General features: G+C 63.9%; 4 protein-coding genes and 3 pseudogenes. 4 read left to right on the forward strand and 3 right to left on the reverse strand.

Features of this window, described 5'->3' with window-relative positions:
* Positions 1 to 27 precede the first annotated feature (27 nt).
* Positions 28 to 10,854 (reverse strand): peroxidase family protein, encoded by a 10,827-nt coding sequence (locus tag HU764_RS16175; protein ID WP_186703325.1) that lies wholly within the window; start codon positions 10,852 to 10,854, stop codon positions 28 to 30.
* Between the two features lie 455 nt (positions 10,855 to 11,309).
* On the opposite strand from HU764_RS16175, the gene HU764_RS16180 reads away from it, so the two are divergent.
* The 3 genes from HU764_RS16180 to HU764_RS16190 are packed head-to-tail and all read left to right on the forward strand — an operon-like array spanning position 11,310 to position 15,723.
* The gene (locus HU764_RS16180; protein WP_186678674.1) at positions 11,310 to 13,046 is read left to right on the forward strand and encodes a type I secretion system permease/ATPase; all 1,737 of its coding nucleotides are present in this window, start codon (positions 11,310 to 11,312) and stop codon (positions 13,044 to 13,046) included.
* Between the two features lie 6 nt (positions 13,047 to 13,052).
* Positions 13,053 to 14,393, forward strand: a complete 1,341-nt coding sequence (locus HU764_RS16185) for an HlyD family type I secretion periplasmic adaptor subunit (protein ID WP_085273305.1) — start codon at positions 13,053 to 13,055, stop codon at positions 14,391 to 14,393.
* A 1-nt stretch (position 14,394) separates the two neighbouring features.
* A complete protein-coding gene (locus HU764_RS16190; RefSeq protein WP_186703326.1) occupies positions 14,395 to 15,723 on the forward strand; it encodes a TolC family outer membrane protein in 1,329 nt (442 codons plus the stop codon).
* 39 nt (positions 15,724 to 15,762) lie between these two features.
* Here the strand turns inward: HU764_RS16190 and HU764_RS27755 are convergent.
* Positions 15,763 to 15,873, reverse strand: a pseudogene (locus tag HU764_RS27755) (MAPEG family protein); the annotation flags it as partial.
* Positions 15,874 to 15,898: 25 nt separating this feature from the next.
* Positions 15,899 to 15,985: pseudogene (locus HU764_RS27760) on the reverse strand (DUF2834 domain-containing protein); the annotation flags it as partial.
* Positions 15,986 to 16,011: 26 nt separating this feature from the next.
* Between HU764_RS27760 and HU764_RS16195 the strand changes: the two are divergent.
* A pseudogene (locus tag HU764_RS16195) lies at positions 16,012 to 16,341 on the forward strand (helix-turn-helix domain-containing protein); the annotation flags it as partial.
* Between the last annotated feature and the right edge of the window lie 9 nt (positions 16,342 to 16,350).

The following is a 16,350-nucleotide window of genomic DNA, read 5'->3' on the forward strand; positions in this document are numbered from 1 at the left end:
ATCCTGAGAGCACGAACGCTCAGCCACTCACCCCGCCAGAATGAAGTCTGCCGCCGTCACCGTCGTGGCGTCGGCCACCCCCACCAGGCGGATCGAGTCGGCAGCGCCGATGCTGACCAGCGTATCAGCGCCGACATCGGCGATGGTGACGCTGGCAGCGAAGGTGGCAGCCGTGATATTGAGCGCGGTGATGTCCAGCCGGTCCTGGCCGCCCGACGCGATGGCATCGAAGTTGATGATCAGGTCGTTGCCAAAGCCTGCAGCGAACTGGAAGACATCATTGCCGTCAGTGGCAATCATCGTGTCGTTGCCCGCCCCACCTGTGACCGTATCGTTGCCAGCGGCACCGTTGATGAAGTCGTTGCCGGCCCCGCCCAGCAAGGTGTCGTTGCCGACGTCACCAAACAGCGTGTCGTTGCCATCGCCACCCTGCAGCAAATCGACGCCGACACCACCGTCCAGGGTGTCGTTGCCCAGGCCACCCAGCAGCGTGTCGTTGCCAGCGCCCCCCAGCAGTGAGTCATTGCCATCACCGCCATCGAGGCTGTCATCGCCACCGCCGCCGTTCAAGGTATCGATGCCCAGCCCACCAAACAGCTGGTCGTTGCCGGCATCACCGTTGAGCGTGTCGTTGCCCGCGTTGCCATTGAGGATGTCGTTGCCGCCGTCACCATTGAGCGTGTCATTACCTGCCCCGCCGTTGATGAGGTTGGCCAGCCCATTACCCGTGGCGGTGAAGTTGCCCACCCCGGTAAAGGTCAGGTTCTCGACGTTGCCGGCCAGGGTGTAGGTACCCAGCGAGGTCTGCACGGTATCGGTACCGGCACCCGACGCTTCGACCACCACATCGTTGGCATTGTCGACCACGTAGGTGTCATTGCCGACGCCACCGACCAGGCGGTCGGCCCCCGCACCGCCATTGAGCACATCGTTGGCTGCCCCCCCAGTGAGGGTGTTGGCCAAAGCGTTGCCGGTGCCGGTGAAGCTGCTGCTGCCGGTGTAGGTCAGGTTCTCGACATTCGCCGTCAGCGTGTAGCTTGCCAGGCTGGTCTGCACCAGGTCGGTCCCGCCGTTCAGCGCCTCGGTCACCGTGTCACCGGCGTTGTCGACCACGAACGTGTCGTTGCCGGCACCACCGTTCATGGCGTCCGCACCAAGCCCGCCGTTGAGGGTGTCGTTGCCATCGTCGCCGTTGAGGATGTCGGGGTCGTCACCGCCGTTGAGCACGTCATTACCCAGGCCGCCGAACAGCTGGTCCGCACCGCCCAATCCGTTGAGGGTATCGTTACCGCCCAGGCCCGAGATCACGTCGTTACCCGCCGCACCGGTCAGGGTGTTGGCCGCGTTGGTACCGACCAGGGTCACACCGGGCGGCACTACCACGGGCGCGGTTGCTGCCGACGTCAACGTCTCCAGCGTGCCGAAGCCGTCGGTGTAGCGCACGATCACCCGCAGTTGCTGGTTACCCTGGGCAAAGCCCGGGGTGAAGGTGGCCGCCGTTGCGCCGACGATGTTGCTGAAGCTGCTGCCGCTGCCTTGCTGCCACTGGAAGCTGAACGCACCCAGCCCGTCGAGGTCGGCAATGCCAGCGGTGAGCGCGGTCAGCACCTGGCCGCGGTCCGGTGTGGTGTCGCTGATCAGCACCGCGCCTGTCGGTGCATCGTTGACGTTGGCCACCGGGTCGAGGATGTCGGAGGCAACACTTTCGTGCACGCCGAAGTCATCCACGTAGCTGACCACCACCCGCATGTTCTGCCCCACCTGCGCCTGGGTCAGGACGAAGGTGCTGTTAATGGCACCGGCAATGTTGACCCAGCCAACGCCCCGGTTCGATTGCCACTGGAAGGTGAACTGCGGGTTGCTCAGGCCGTCGGCATCGACAATGGTGGCCGGGTTGGCCGTCAGCGTCTGGTTCTGTATCAGCAAGCCGGTCACGGCCGGCCCGGCGCTCGGCGCGCTGTTGGGCGCCGAGTCGACGATTTCCAGGGTGCCCTTGGCATCCTGATACACCGCCCGCACCCGAATGCTCAGCCCCGCCACATCGTCGGTCACCCGGTAGGTGCTGCCGATGGCCCGCGACACTTCGCCGGCCGCGACGAAGGTGATGTCCTCATACACCCCAGAACCCGGCAATTGCTCAACCTGCCAGTAGTAAGCCACTGGGCCGTTGACCGCGCCGGTCGGGTTGCTTGCACTGGTGTTGTCCGCATCGTGCACGGCCAGGTCAGTGACCCGCAGCAGCTGGCCAGCCACCGGTGTGTCATCGCGTACGCCGGTGGCATCGTCGAGGATCACCAAGTGGCCCGACGGGCCTGCGTTGGCGGCCGTGCCGACACCGGAGGCGATGGCCCGGTCGGAGAACTGCAGCCGCTCGATGCCGGTCAGCCGATCGACGCCGTCACGCCCTGCTACCAGGTCAGTGACAATCACGGTATTGCCGTCGACCACAACGTTGTAGTCCGTCGCCACGCCTGAGAACAGCGCAGTGTCGAAGTTGTCAGTGCCTTTCAGGATCTCCCGCGTGATCACCAGTTGCCCAGGGTTGTAGGTGCCGTTGAGCATGAACGGCACCATCGGTTCCATGCTGTCGAACGAGGCGATTTCCGGGCCGGTGCCATCGCTGTTGGCGCGTACGCTGATGCGCACGTTGAGCCACTTGTCACCGTCGAGGATATCGTCACCGCCGCGGCCTTCGATCAGGTCGCTGCCGCTGCCGCCAAGGATGATGTTGCCGCCGTCGTAGAACGTCGCGCCAGCGGCCAGCAGATCGGCCAGGCCGTTGATCAGGCTGATGTTGGTCAGCACGCTGCCATTGGCACCGGCGGTGGGCAGCGAGGCGGCATCTTCGTTGTCGCCGCGCAGGAAGTCACCGTGCGCCGAGCCTGACAGGCCCTCCATGATGTCGAAACGCACCAGCGCCGATGCCCCCGAACCCGGTACCGGCGGCACATCGAAGAAGCGGTCGCTGTAGTCGATGGTCACGCCTTGGGCGAGCCCCTTGAAGGTCGCCCAATCGTAGCCGGAGCCGCCGATATAGCGGTCACCGAAGCCGAGGCTGCCGACCATGATGTCGTCGCCCCCTTCGCCGTTGAACTTGTCGTTCTCGTTACCACCGACAAACACATCGTTGCCGATGATCGGGTCGTTGCCGAGCGGGTCGAAGTTGTCGCCAGGGGCACCGTCCGAGGTGCCCTTCTCGATCCAGTCGTCCCCTTCGTTGCCCATGTCCTGTTCGTTGGCCTTGCTGCCCAGGATAAAGTCATTGCCCTGGCCGCCGATGGCCTCGGAGGCGTCTTCACCGGTGACGATGAAGTCGTTGCCGAAACCGCCTATGATCAGGTTGATGCCATTACCGCCGTGCAGCACGTCGTTGCCGTCGCCGCCCTGGATATTGTCGTCACCGCCCATGTCGCTGATGATGTCGTCGCCAGCACCGCCGCGCAGTTGGTCGTTGCCGTTGCCGCCTTCGATGCGGTCATTGCCGGCATCGCCCCAGACCGTGTCGTCCCCCCCGCCGGAGACGAGCACATCGGCGCCGTTGGTGCCACCCAGCACAATGTGCTCGTCACCGGCATAGCGGATGTAGTTGCTGTCCGGCCCTGCGGTCAGCGGGCTGTCGCGGAACACCACCTGCTGGCCGTTCTCGCCCAGCGGGTCGGCATTGCCCAGGCCATCGTTGTACTGCTTGCTGCGGTCCACTTCGAGGTAGAACGCCGGGTCCGAGAACACCAGCCCTGGCAAGTGGGTGGCCGAGGTGTTGGCCATGATCAGCTTGGCGAACGAGTTGCTTTCCAGTTCCGCGTTCATCGACAGGCCAGCGGTGCGCTCCAGGTAGTAGAAGCGGTCGCCGTCCTGGAGTTTTTCCAGCTGGTTCTCGAACACGAAGTTGAACGTTGAACCGAGCATGCCGCCGAACGGGGTTTTTGCCTCGGCCAGGCCGCCGATCCACAGGTCGATGGCGTCGACACCGGTCACCGTGACGCCCTTCAGGTCATCGGCCGTGCCCAGCACGCCGTCCTTGCCGGGCCGTGTCACGTTGGCCCAGGCCCCGGTGCCGTTGAGGAAGTCGAGCCGGTCAAGCGGCGAACCGTCGCCACCGAACACCAGCGCCATCGCCGCCGCACGCTTGTCCACCAGGGTGGTTGCCCCGGTGATGGTGCTGTGCGTGCCATAGGCGGCGATGAAGTTGATCAACGACTCCGGATGCTTGAGGTGTTGCACCAGATCGACCCAACTGGTGTACGGCTTGAGTTGGGTATCGCCGGTTTGCCCATAGATGTCGCGGCGTACGGCGTTGAGCGAAGGGATACCGACATCGCGGCCACGGGCGATGTTGATCGCCGGCAGGTCGAGCGGCAGCCCGAGCAGGTTGTTGCGCAGCGCCTCGGTGACGAACTCGTCGATTTCGTTACCGGCCTGGCGGGTAACCCCGCGCACGATGGCACTGGTCGCATCCTCGGGGGTGACGCCACTGGCGGCGTACGCCAGCGGGTTGAGGAACGCGGCGATCAGGCCCAACTGCTGGTCGGGGTCGGCGCTGGAGGGGTCTTTGACCACGTTGAAGTCGATGTCGAAACGGTCGACGGTCTCGGTCAGCATCGAGTGGCCGAAGCGGTACACGGTGTGCGCGAACTCGGCGACGATCGAGGCGTCGAGGTCGACGTCGTACACCTGGGTCGGGGCGAAGAACAGGTCGACACGCGGTTGGATGGTGCGGGCAAACTCCTCGAACACCAGGTGCTGGTACTGCATCTCGGTACCGAACTTGGCTGCCTGGAACAACCGCTCGCCATTCCACACCAGTGCATCGATCTCGGCCTGGCTGGCCGGCAGTGCGTTGACAGGGTTGAGCAGCCACTCGTTGAGGAAGGCCACGTCGCCCGAGTCGAGCACGGTGTCCTTGGTCTGCGCCACCAGCCGGTTGTGCTCGGCGTGGAAGATCGCGTGCACGGCGGTCAGGCCGATGTTTTCATTAACCCGGCCGTCGCCCGCGATGTAGTGCGCATCCAGCAACTCGTTGTCGTAGGCCAGGTTGGCGCCGGTCTGCGGGTTGACCGGGACGGCGTTGCCGACCTGGATACCGGCATCGGGTGCCAACACACCGCCGTTGAACACGGGCACTGCATTGTGGGCGATGTCGGCGAGGAACTCGTGCCCCGTGCGCACGGCGTTGGTCAGGTCGATCGGCGCCAACGGGTTGCCTTCGACCAGCACGTCGTCCGCCGTGCCGCCCAGGCCATCGGCGCCCTTCATGACCACCATCGGGTAGCCATTTGGCCCTTTGATGAAGTTGCCGTAGGCATCGGTCGCCAGCAGCGGCACGTTGTTGACGTCGGCATCGGTGAGGTGAATGCCGAGCAGGTCATTGGCCTGCGCCTTGACCACTTTCCAGGTCGCCATGCCGCCGATTTCGCTGTCGTCGGCACTGCCGAACTTGCCATCAGCGCCCAGGTCGCGGTTGGTGATCAACCGGCCCGTGGCGACGGGGCCATGGTCTGTCATCTGATAGCCACGCAGGAACACCTGGTGCGACGGGTGCGAGCTGTAGGTCTGGTTCTGGTCCACGAACGGCGTGGTGGTGTTGCTGTGCTCATGGATATCGTCGGCGTTGCCGAGAATGCCATCCGGCCCTGGCTGATTGGTGGCACGGGTCAGCACCATGAAGTTGGTGTGGCCACCCGGCACATACAGCGGGTCATCCGGTTGCAGCGGAATGTACACGGTACCCGAACCGCCCTTGGTGACCAGGTCCAGGCCATGGTCGAAGAACTGGCCAAAGAAGGTCATCCAGGCGTTGAACGGCGCAGACAGCCCGGCATCCGCCGTGGTGTTCTCGAACAGGTACACGTCGTGGTCGTCATTGGTGCCGAACTGCCCGTCCAGGCCGGGGCTGGCGACGACCCGCACGCCATCCTTGAGCACATCGTCGTTACCCGGCGTGCCGAAGTTGAGCACGCCATCGGCGCCAGGGTCATAGGCCGTGGCATAGGCAGCCGGGTTGTTCGAGGTCTGGTCGACGATCAGGTTGCTGATGGTACGCGGCTGTGAGTCGAACACTGCGCCGCTGGTTTGTTGGTAGGACGACCCTGGAATGGCCGGCGAGCCTGGGCCGAAGAAGCCGGCTGGCGCGCCTTCAGCGGGGTTGAACACCGGGTCGGTGAGGCGTGGGAAGACATTATCGGCCGCCCCGAACTGGGTGTTGTTGATGCCGTTGAGGTTCATCAGGTTGTTGTTCGAACCGTCGACTGCTCGCAGCCCCAGGGGTGCACGGATGTTCGGTATCAGCGAGAGGATGTCCTGCCCGGCAGCATCAGCCTCGGCGATCTTGATTTGCGCGAGAATGAAGTTGAGGTCGGAACGGACCATGTGCAGGCCCGCGCCACCTTCGCTGGCGTCAACCACCGGCGTCGGCGCGGTCGGCACCACGGGGGCGCCCGCCTCGACCACGGCCGTGGGTTGCGAGAACAGCACTTCAGTGGTGCCGTGCGCATCCTGGTAGATCGCCTTCACCCGCAGTGACAGCCCGGCAAGGTCTGGCGAGACCTTGAACGCCGTGCCATCGGCGCTCTGGAACGCCAGGTCGCCGGCCGGCAGCAGGATGATGTCCTCGAACACACCGCTGCCCGGGTCCGCTTCGAACTGCCAGTAGTAGGACACCGAGGTGTTGTTGAGCACGCCTTGCGGATTGGTCAGCGACACATTGTCGCCATCGCGCACCCCGGCCATGCTCACGGTCAGCATGTCGCCCACGGTGATCGCGCCAGCGTTGTTGTCGGTGACAGTCGGGCTGCCGGTTGGCTGCGCATTCACCCCAGTCACCAGCACGCGCTGGCCATCGGCAAATTGCAGGCGCTCAATATGCAGCAGGGTGTCGACGCCGTCACGCCCGGCAACGGTGTCGGTCACCGTCCACACATCGTCCGACACATCGGCTGTGCCACGGTTGTTCTGGGTAACCACGTAGTCGGCCTGAACACCGGAGAATACAGCGGTATCGAACGCCGAGCCGCCCGTCGAAGTGCCCGGCAGGATTTCCCGCACGGCCTTGAGCTGGCCTGGGTTATAGGTGCGGTCGAGCATGAACGGGATCATGTCGACCATGCTGTCGAAGCTGGCGATTTCCGGCCCGGTATGGTTGACGTCGCCGGCGGCATACACCGCGATGCGCACGTTGATCCACTTGTCGCCGTCGATCAGGTCATCGCCGCCTCGGCCCTCGATCAGGTCGCTGCCATTGCCACCGAGGATGATGTTGCCGGTGGCAAAGCCGGTGGTGGGCAAACCCGCGTCAGCCAGGAACTGCTGCAGCCCGTGGATCAGCGCCACGTTGGTCAGCGCACTGCCAGTGGCACCGCCGTGGTTGAGGATGGTGACTGCATCGACGTCGTCACCCTTGAGCACATCGCCAAACTTGGAACCGGACAACCCTTCGACTTCGGCAAAGCGGTCGAGGATCGAGGCCGGCGAGGCGCCGACCGGGTTGAACACGCCGGCGTTCTGGTTCGGCGCGTTGCCATGGGGCTGCGCCAGCGCGGCCAGGCTCAGGTCGACAGTGACGCCGACCTGGTCATTCTTGTAGGTGACCCAGTCGAAACCGGACATGCCGTCCATCTTGTCCTGGGCATCGCTGCCGACAAAGATGTCATCGCCACCTTCGCCGATCATCTCGTCGAAGCCACCACCCCCGACGAAGATGTCGTTGCCGACCACTTCGTCACCCAGCAGCGGCGCGAAGTTGTCGCCGGGCGCACCGTCCTGGGTGCCCTTCTCGATCCAGTCATCGCCTTCGTTGCCGGTGGGCGGCAGGTTGGTCTTGGCGCCGAGGATGAAGTCGTCGCCCTGGCCGCCGAACGTGGTGCTGATGTCTTCGGTGGTGATGATGAAGTCTTGGCCATCGCCGCCCAGGATCAGGTTGCCGGCAACGCCCATGCTGCCGGCGACGATGACATCGTTGCCGGCGTTGCCTTCCAGGCGGTTGTCGCCGAACGAATCGGTGATGATGTCATCGCCCGCGCCACCCAGCACCGCATCATTGCCGGCGCCCCCTTCGAGGCGGTCATCGCCGCCGTCGCCGTAGAGCGTGTCGTCACCCTCGCTGGAGATGATGATGTCATTGCCCGCAGTGCCCCCCAGAACCACATGGTCCAGGCCGGTGTAATGCAGGTAGTTGCTGTCGGGGCCCACGGTATCCGGGTTGTCGCGGATCACCAGCGGGACGATTTCCTGGCCGTAGATCATGATGCCGCCGGTAGGGTCGGCCTTGCCGTCGGCACCCAGCCCGGTGAACTGGTTGGCCTGGTTCACTTCGAGGGTGAACGTCGGCGTCAGGAACACCGTGTTGGACAGGTGCGTGACGTCGGAGTTGAGCATGATCAGCTTGGCAAAGGAGTTGTTTTCAAGCTCCGTGCCGAAGTTCAGGCCCGCTGTACGCGACAAGTAGTAGAAGCGGTCGCCGTTCTGCAGCGCCTCCAACTGGGTTTCGAAGACGAAGTTGAAGCTCGAACCCAGCATGCCGCCGAACGGCATCTTCTGCTCGGCCAGGCCACCGACCCAGAAGTCGATGGTGTCGACACCGGTGATGGTCACCCCGCTCACGTCGTCCGCAGTGCCCAGCACGCCGTCTTTGCCGGCCCGGGTCACGTTGGCCCAGGCGCCGGTGCCGTTGAGGAAGTCCAGGCGGTCGAGCGGCGCGTCATCGCCCCCGAACACCAAGGCCACAGCGGCGGCACGTTTGTCGGCCAGCGTGGTCGCCCCGGTGATCGTCGCATGGGTGCCATAGGCGGCGATGAAGTTGACCAGCGATGCCGGGTGCTTGAGGTGGTCGGCAAAGTCGACCCAACTGATGTAGGCCTTGAGTTGGCTGTCGCCGGTCGCGGCATAGAACTCACGGCGCGCCTCGTTCAGCGAGGGGATGCCGGTGTCGCGCCCACGGGCAAGGTTCAGCGCCGGCAGGTCGAGCGGCAGGCCCAGCAGGTTGTTGCGCAGGGCTTCAGTGACGAACTCATCGATCTCGTTGCCGACCTGGCGCGTCACGCCGCGAATGATTGCCCCTGCCGCTTCATCGGCCGTCGCCCCGCTGCCAGCGAATGCCAGCGGGTTGAGGAAGGCAGCGATCAGGCCAAGCTGCTGGTCGGGGTTGTTGGGGTCGGTAAGGACGGGGTTGAACTCGGGGTCGAAGCGATCGACGGTCTCGGTCAGCATCGAGTGGCCGAAGCGGTACACCACGTGGGCGAACTCGGCGAGGATGGCCGGGTTGATCGAGGTGTCATAACCGTTAGGCGCCAGAAACTCGTCGATCTGCGGCTGGATGGTGCGGGCGAACTCCTCGAACACCAGGTGCTGGTACTGCATCTCGGTGCCGAACTTGGCGGCCTGGAACAGGCGTTCGCCATCCCACACCAGCGCGGCGATGGCGGCAGGTGTGGTCGGCAGCACGGCAACGTCATCCACCAGCCATTCGTTGAGGAAGGCCAGGTCGCCTGCGGCGAGGATGGTGTCCTTGGATTGCTGGACCAAGCGGTTGTGCTCGGAGTGGAACACGTGGTGCACGGCGGTCAGGCCGATGTTCTCGTTCACCCGGCCGTCGCCGGCGATGTAGTGGGCGTCGAGCAGTTCGTTGTCGTAGGTCAGGTTGTTGCCACCTGGGCCCACCAGCTGCGCGTTGCCCACCGCGGTGTCGCCGTCGGCCTGCAGCACGCCGCCGACCACGACGGGCGCGGCGTTGTGGGCGATATCGTCGAGGAAGCCGTGCCCGGTGCTGACGGCATTGGCCAGGCTGATCGGCGCGGCGCGATTGCCCTCGACCAGTTGGGTTACGTCATCGGCCGTGCCGGCAACCCCATCAGCGCCATTGCTGACGCGCATCACCACCTGCGGCATGCCATTGGGCCCGCGCAGGAAGTTGCCATAGGCATCGGTCGCCAGCAGCGGCACGCTGTGTACGTCGGCATCGGTCAGGTTGATACCGAGCAGGTCGCGGGCCTGGGCTTTGACCACGGCCCAGGTGGCCATGCCGCCATTTTCGCCATTGCCATCGTCGGCCGTGCCGAACTTGCCGTCGGCGCCGAGATCGCGGTTGGTGATCAGCCGCCCAGTGGCAATCGGGTCGCCCGCGGCGTTGAGCATGTATTCGCGCAGGAACACCTGGTGCGAGGGGTGCGAGCTGTAGGTCTGGCTCTGGTCCACGAACGGCGAGGTGGTGTTGGGCTGGCCATCGTCGGCCGTGCCCAGCACACCATCCGCGCCGGCCGTGCGCACGGCACGTGGCAGCACCATGAAGTTGGTCGGGCTGTTGGGCACGTACAACGGGTCGTCCGGCTGCAACGGGATGAACACGATGTCGGTGGTACTCTTGGTCACCAAGTCCAGGCCGTGATCGAAGAACTGGCCGAAGAAAGTCATCCAGGCGTTGAAACCGGCCGTCAGGCCCGCGTCTGCAGACTGGTTGGGGATGAAGAACACGGGCTTGTCGTCAGCCGTGCCGAACACCCCATCGAGGCCAGGGCTCATCACCGGCGCCGCGCCGCCATTGGCTTCTACGGCGGCGGGGTTGTTCGGCGTCTGGTCGACGATCAGGTTGCTGATGGTGCGCGGCTGCCCGTCGACCACCGTGCCGGTGCCGGCATAGGCCGCGCGGTAGGACGCATCAAGCAAACGCAGGAAGGAATTGTCGGCGGCACCGAACTCACTTTGCCCGGCCACCAGGTTGTTGTAGCTGCCGTCCACGGTGCGCAAGCCAAACGGCACCTGGCTGTTGGGCAGCAGATCGATGAGATTGGCGCCCTTGGCGTGGGCTTCGGCGATGAAGATCTGCTTGAGGATGAACTCCAGGTCCGACTTGCTGAAATTAGCCATTTAGATTGCCCTCGATCTATCGGGAGAAAGACACAGGGCAACAGGGTCCATCCCGCGCCCAGTCAGTGCTGACGTGCGCAGTTCGTGGTTCGGTTTTCCGGGATCGGTGGTGCGATGACTTCTGGTCAAGCGCGGCCCGTTGGAGCGGCCCGAATAATCAAGACTAAAGTCGTAGGTTCAAACCTTGTCAATAAGCCGTCGAAAAAATGACTCTCGATGATAATGCGTTGCAACTCGCTGTTTTTACTTGACTTATAAAAAGTTCAAAGAATTTATAGAGCGAAATGATATTACAAGATATTTCGTTGCAACCTACGCTCGTGCTTGTGGGGCACCGCAGCGTTTTCGGATGATTCGCCTACAGAGCGACCCGCCTGCGTGCCGTCCAGAAGCCACATCTAGAGCAGTCCAGAGCGCCGCAACGGCCTCCGGTTTGGTACAGAGGGAGGCCCCAGATGCACAAGCAGCCGCGCACCCGTTCCGAGCTGGCCGAGGCGCTCTTTCGCCTGCGCCGCAGCTTCTACTCACTGGCAGGCTTCAGCGGCGTGATAAACGTCATGATGTTGACGCCAGCTGTCTACATGCTCCAGGTCTACGACCGCGCCCTGGTCAGCCGTAACGTCACCACATTGACGATGCTCACCGTGCTGGTGGTCGGGCTGTTCCTGCTGATGTCCGCCCTGGAAATGATCCGCACCCGCGTGTTGATCCGGGTCGGCAACTGCCTGGACATGGACCTCAACCGGCGCATCTTCAGCGCCGCCTTCGAGCGCAATCTGAACCGCGCCGGTGGCAACCCGGCCCAGGCCCTGCAAGACCTGGCACAGGTCCGCCAGTTCTTGACCGGCAATGGCCTGTTCGCCTTCTTCGATGCACCGTGGACGCCCATCTACCTGCTGGTGTGCTACCTGATCCACCCGCTGCTGGGGCTGGTCACGATGATCGGCTCGATGATCCTCGCCGGCCTGGCGTACCTCACCGAAAAGGCCACCCACAAGCCGTTGGCCGAGGCCAACCACGCGGCGCTGTCGTCTGCCAACTACGCCAACAACAACCTGCGCAATGCCGAAGTCATCGAGGCCATGGGCATGCTGCCGTCGATCAGCAAGCGTTGGTACCAGAGCCATCTGCGCATCCTGCAGATGCAGACGCTGGCGTCCGACCGTGCGGCCTTGATCAGCAGCACCGGGCGCTTCGTGCGCATCACCCTGCAATCGCTGATCCTCGGCACCGGTGCGCTGCTGGCGATCGAAGGCAAGATCACCCCGGGCATGATGATCGCCTGCTCGATCCTCACCGGTCGCGCACTGGGGCCGGTGGAACAAGTCATCGCCTCGTGGAAGCAACTGCTTGGCTGCCGCTCAGCCTGGGGGCGGCTGACCGAGCTGCTGCAGGACTACCCACGCCGCCCACCGAGCATGTCGCTGCAACGGCCCCTGGGCATGCTCGCCGTGGAGAACGTGTTTGCTGGCGCCCCCGGCACCAACACCACCATTCTGCGCGGGGTGAGCTTCAGCCTGGCGCCGGGCGAAAGCCTCGGCATCATCGGCCCCTCCGCCTCGGGCAAGTCCACCCTCGCCCGCCTGCTGGTTGGCGTCTGGCCGACCCAGGCCGGCAAGGTGCGCCTGGACGGCGCCGACATGTTCACCTGGAACAAAGGCGAACTGGGCCCGTGGCTCGGCTACCTGCCGCAAGACGTCGAACTGTTCGAAGGGACCATCGCCGACAACATCGCGCGGTTTGCCGAGGTGGACAGCGATGCGGTCATCCGCGCAGCCAAGAGCACCGGCGTGCACGAGATGATCCTGCGCTTCCCGCAGGGCTACGACACCCGCCTGGGCACCGATGGCAGCCCGCTTTCCGGTGGCCAGAAACAGCGTATTGCCCTGGCCCGTGCGTTGTATGGCGAACCTAACCTGGTGGTGCTGGATGAGCCCAACGCCAACCTTGACGATGTTGGGGAAAAGGCCCTGGTCGATGCCCTGGGCGAACTCAAAGGCCGTGGCGCCACGGTGGTGCTGGTTTCTCACCGGCCCAACGTGCTGTGCGCCGTCGACAAGGTGCTGATGCTGCGTGACGGCGGCGTGCAGATGCTGGGCACGCGCGACGAAGTCTTTGCCGCCCTGCGCAAGGCAAGCGTGATACCGGCGGCCGCAGCAGCGCCGCTGGCTTCGGTAAAAGTACGGGAGTAACCGATCATGCACATGAGCCAACCGACCGAGTTGATCCCTGCCGAGGCTAAGCGCCTGATCGACCTGGATGCCGGCAAGCCGGTGCGCTGGGGCCTGTGGCTGGTGCTGGCCGGCTTCGGCGGCTTTTTGCTGTGGGCCTGGCTGGCGCCGCTGGATGCCGGCGTGGTGGCCACCGGCACGGTCAAGGTCACCAGCAATCGCAAGGCCGTGCAGCACTTGAGCGGCGGCACCGTGGAGGCGATCCTGGTGCGCGAAGGCGACGTGGTGAAAAAGGACCAGGAACTGGTTCGCCTCGATGCCCTGCGAGCCGTGGCCGAACAGGGCGCAGTCAGCGCCCAGTACATTGTCAGCAAGACCGTGGAAAACCGCCTCGAAGCCGAGCGCGACAACCGCGACTCGGTAACCTTCGACCCCGCGCTGCTCAAGCGCTTCAGCGCAGACCCACGCCTGCTGGCTGCCATGGACTTGCAGCAGCGCTTGCTGGACACCCGCCGCGCCGGCCTGGCGGGCGAGCTCAGCATCCTCGAAGAGAACCTGGCGGCATCGGCCGTGCAGCTCAAAGGCCTGCAGCAGGTGTACGGCGCCCGCGCCTCGCAGATCAACTTCCTCGGCCAGGAGCTGCAAGGGACCCGCGTGCTGGCCGCCGAAGGTTATGTGCCGCGCAACCGCCTGCTGGAACTGGAGCGCAGCAACGCCGACCTCTCCGCCGGCCAGGCCGAGAACCTCAACAACATCGCCCGGGTGCGCAGCCAGGCCACCGAGATCAAGCTACGCATGCTTCAGCGCCAGCACGATTACTTGAAAGAGGTCGAGTCGCAACTGACCGACACCGCCAAGGAAAACACCACCCTGGCCGACCGCTTGCGTGCATTGGACTACGAAGTGACTCACACGGTGATCCGCTCACCCATCGATGGCATGGTCCAGGCGCTGGGCATCGCCACGGTCGGCGGGGTTATCCAGCCTGGCGCCAAGCTGATGGAAATCGTCCCGCTCGACGAGCCGTTGCAGGTCGACGCGATGATCCCGGTGCAGGCCATCGACAAAATGGTCCCAGGGCTTGCCGTGGACATCGCCTTCCCGGCCTTCAACCACGCTCAGACCCCAAACATCCCCGGCCGTGTGAAAACCATCTCTGCCGACCGCCTGCTCGATGAAGAAAGCAAGCAGCCGTTCTACCTGGCGCAGGTGGACGTTTCACCCGCCGGCATGAGCTTGCTGGGCAGCAACCACATACGCCCCGGTATGCCGGCCACCGTCACCATCAAGACCGGCGAGCGCAACCTGCTCAGCTACCTGCTCAAACCCATGCTCGAACGCGTCGACAGCGCGTTCAAGGAGCAATGAGATGAACCGCCACTGCCTGATGTTGTGCCTGTTGGGGTTGTCCTTACCAGCCAGTGCCATGGACCTGAAGCAAGCCTGGGACCTGCTGCAGTACCAAGGGCCCATCTACCATGCCGCCGAGCATGAGAAACAAGCAGGCCTGGAAAACCGGGCCATCGGCCAAGCCGGCCTGCTGCCGCAGATCAATGCCACGGCCTATTACAATAAGGTCAATGGCTCGCAGCGTCAGAGCGGCCAGGACAACGACCTGAACTACGACTCCAAAGGCGCCAGCGTGCGCCTGCGCCAACCGCTGTTCAACAAGCAGAAGATGGCCGAATACCGCCAGGGCCAACAGCGTGCCGACTACAGCGTCGCGGTGTTCGATGCCAAGAGCCAGGATGCCGCGGTGCGCCTGGCAGACAGTTATTTCGATGTGCTGTTGGCCAGCGAAACCATCACCCTGGCCAGGGCCAAGCTGAACGCTTTCGAGGAGCAGCTTGCGTCAGCGAAACGGCGCATGGAGCTGGGCGCCGGCACGGTGACCGACATCGACGAATCGGTCGCTCGCCGCGACCTGGCAGAAGCCGACCTGATCGAGGCGCAGGACAACCTGGTCAACGCCCGCCGCAAGCTCGAGGAGTACATCGGTGAAACCCCGGCATCGCTGACCACCTTGCAGCCAGGCTTCACCACCCCGCCGCTGCTACCGGGCAACCTGCAGGACTGGCTGGTCAAAGCACAAACCGACAGCCCGCTGATTCACGCCCGCCGGCACAGCTACGAACTGGCAGAAGAAGAGGTGAACCGGGCCAAGGCCGGGCACTGGCCGACCCTGGACTTCGTTGCCGGTTACACCGCGGGCAGCAGCCAATCGATTTCAGAGCTGAACCAGCGCAACCAGTACAGCTCGATCGGCTTGGAACTGAACATCCCGTTGTACAGCGGCGGCAGCACCAGCGCGCTGACCCGCCAGGCCAGCGCCAACAGTTCGAAAGCGCTGGACGAGCTCGACGCCACCCGCCAGGAAGTCATCTCCGGCACCACCCGTGAGTACCGAGGTGTGCAGAGTGGCGCCATGCGTATCCATGCGCTGGAAAAGGCCGTCGCGTCCAACGAACGTTCGCTGACTTCAACACGCAAAGGCTTCAAGGAGGGCGGTACCAGTACCAACTCGGATGTGCTTAATGCGGAGGAATTGCTGTTCGACGCACGGCATGACCTGTTCGAGGCCAAGTTGAACTACCTGATGTCACGCCTGCGCCTGGCGTCATCGGTGGGCAGCCTGGGGGACGACGATATCGAGCTGGTCAACAATTACCTTGGGCCGGAGTTGATGGTGAGTAACTGACCTGCTCTGGCTTTGTTTAAGCTTGAGATTGTTGGTGGCGCTTAAGGCCTTGTAACGCAGGCGGTAATAGCCTTGGTAGCATGAGATCGCCAGCATCTTCAGGAACAGCACGACCACACAGACCGCATAGACAGACAGGGCATCGTGCATCACGCCCCTCGTGAGCATGATGTGCCGAGCGCCTGCCAAAGCCTTCAAACACGATGTACAGAAGCGGCCCCACGGACACAAACACAGCCGTGAGCAGCAAAAAAGGGGCAACCCGTAACTACGATCGTCCTTTCGAACGGGCATACCTTGGTCAACACGGAGGAAGTCCGCACAATCGCTTGGCAACGTGCCTCACGCGAAGCCGCCGGCAACGCGGCGCTGGCGAGCCTATTGGCGCAACTGCCGACACCCGAAGCGGGTACCGCATTCGTATCGTCGTCGCCCGTGGTGCTGACTCGGCTGCGCTCGAGCCAAGACGAGTTGAAATTTCTCTCGACGTTCACGACGTTTGGCATGTCTCAGGATATAACAGTGGCATCGCTGCGCATCGAGCACTTGATACCCGCCGATGCGCAAACCTGGCAAGCCATGACATTGGCCTGCAGTGATACGACGAATACTCAGTGAGTGGGGGAA

This window comes from Pseudomonas kermanshahensis (assembly GCF_014269205.2).
Taxonomy (GTDB): domain Bacteria; phylum Pseudomonadota; class Gammaproteobacteria; order Pseudomonadales; family Pseudomonadaceae; genus Aquipseudomonas; species Aquipseudomonas kermanshahensis.

What these genes read in the sequence shown, in the direction of transcription:
- HU764_RS16185 (WP_085273305.1), top strand. Translation starts at nt 13,053, where the DNA reads ATGCACATGAGCCAACCGACCGAGTTGATCCCTGCCGAGGCTAAGCGC.
- HU764_RS16180 (WP_186678674.1), top strand. Translation starts at nt 11,310, where the DNA reads ATGCACAAGCAGCCGCGCACCCGTTCCGAGCTGGCCGAGGCGCTCTTT.
- HU764_RS16175 (WP_186703325.1), bottom strand. Translation starts at nt 10,854, where the DNA reads ATGGCTAATTTCAGCAAGTCGGACCTGGAGTTCATCCTCAAGCAGATC.
- HU764_RS16190 (WP_186703326.1), top strand. Translation starts at nt 14,395, where the DNA reads ATGAACCGCCACTGCCTGATGTTGTGCCTGTTGGGGTTGTCCTTACCA.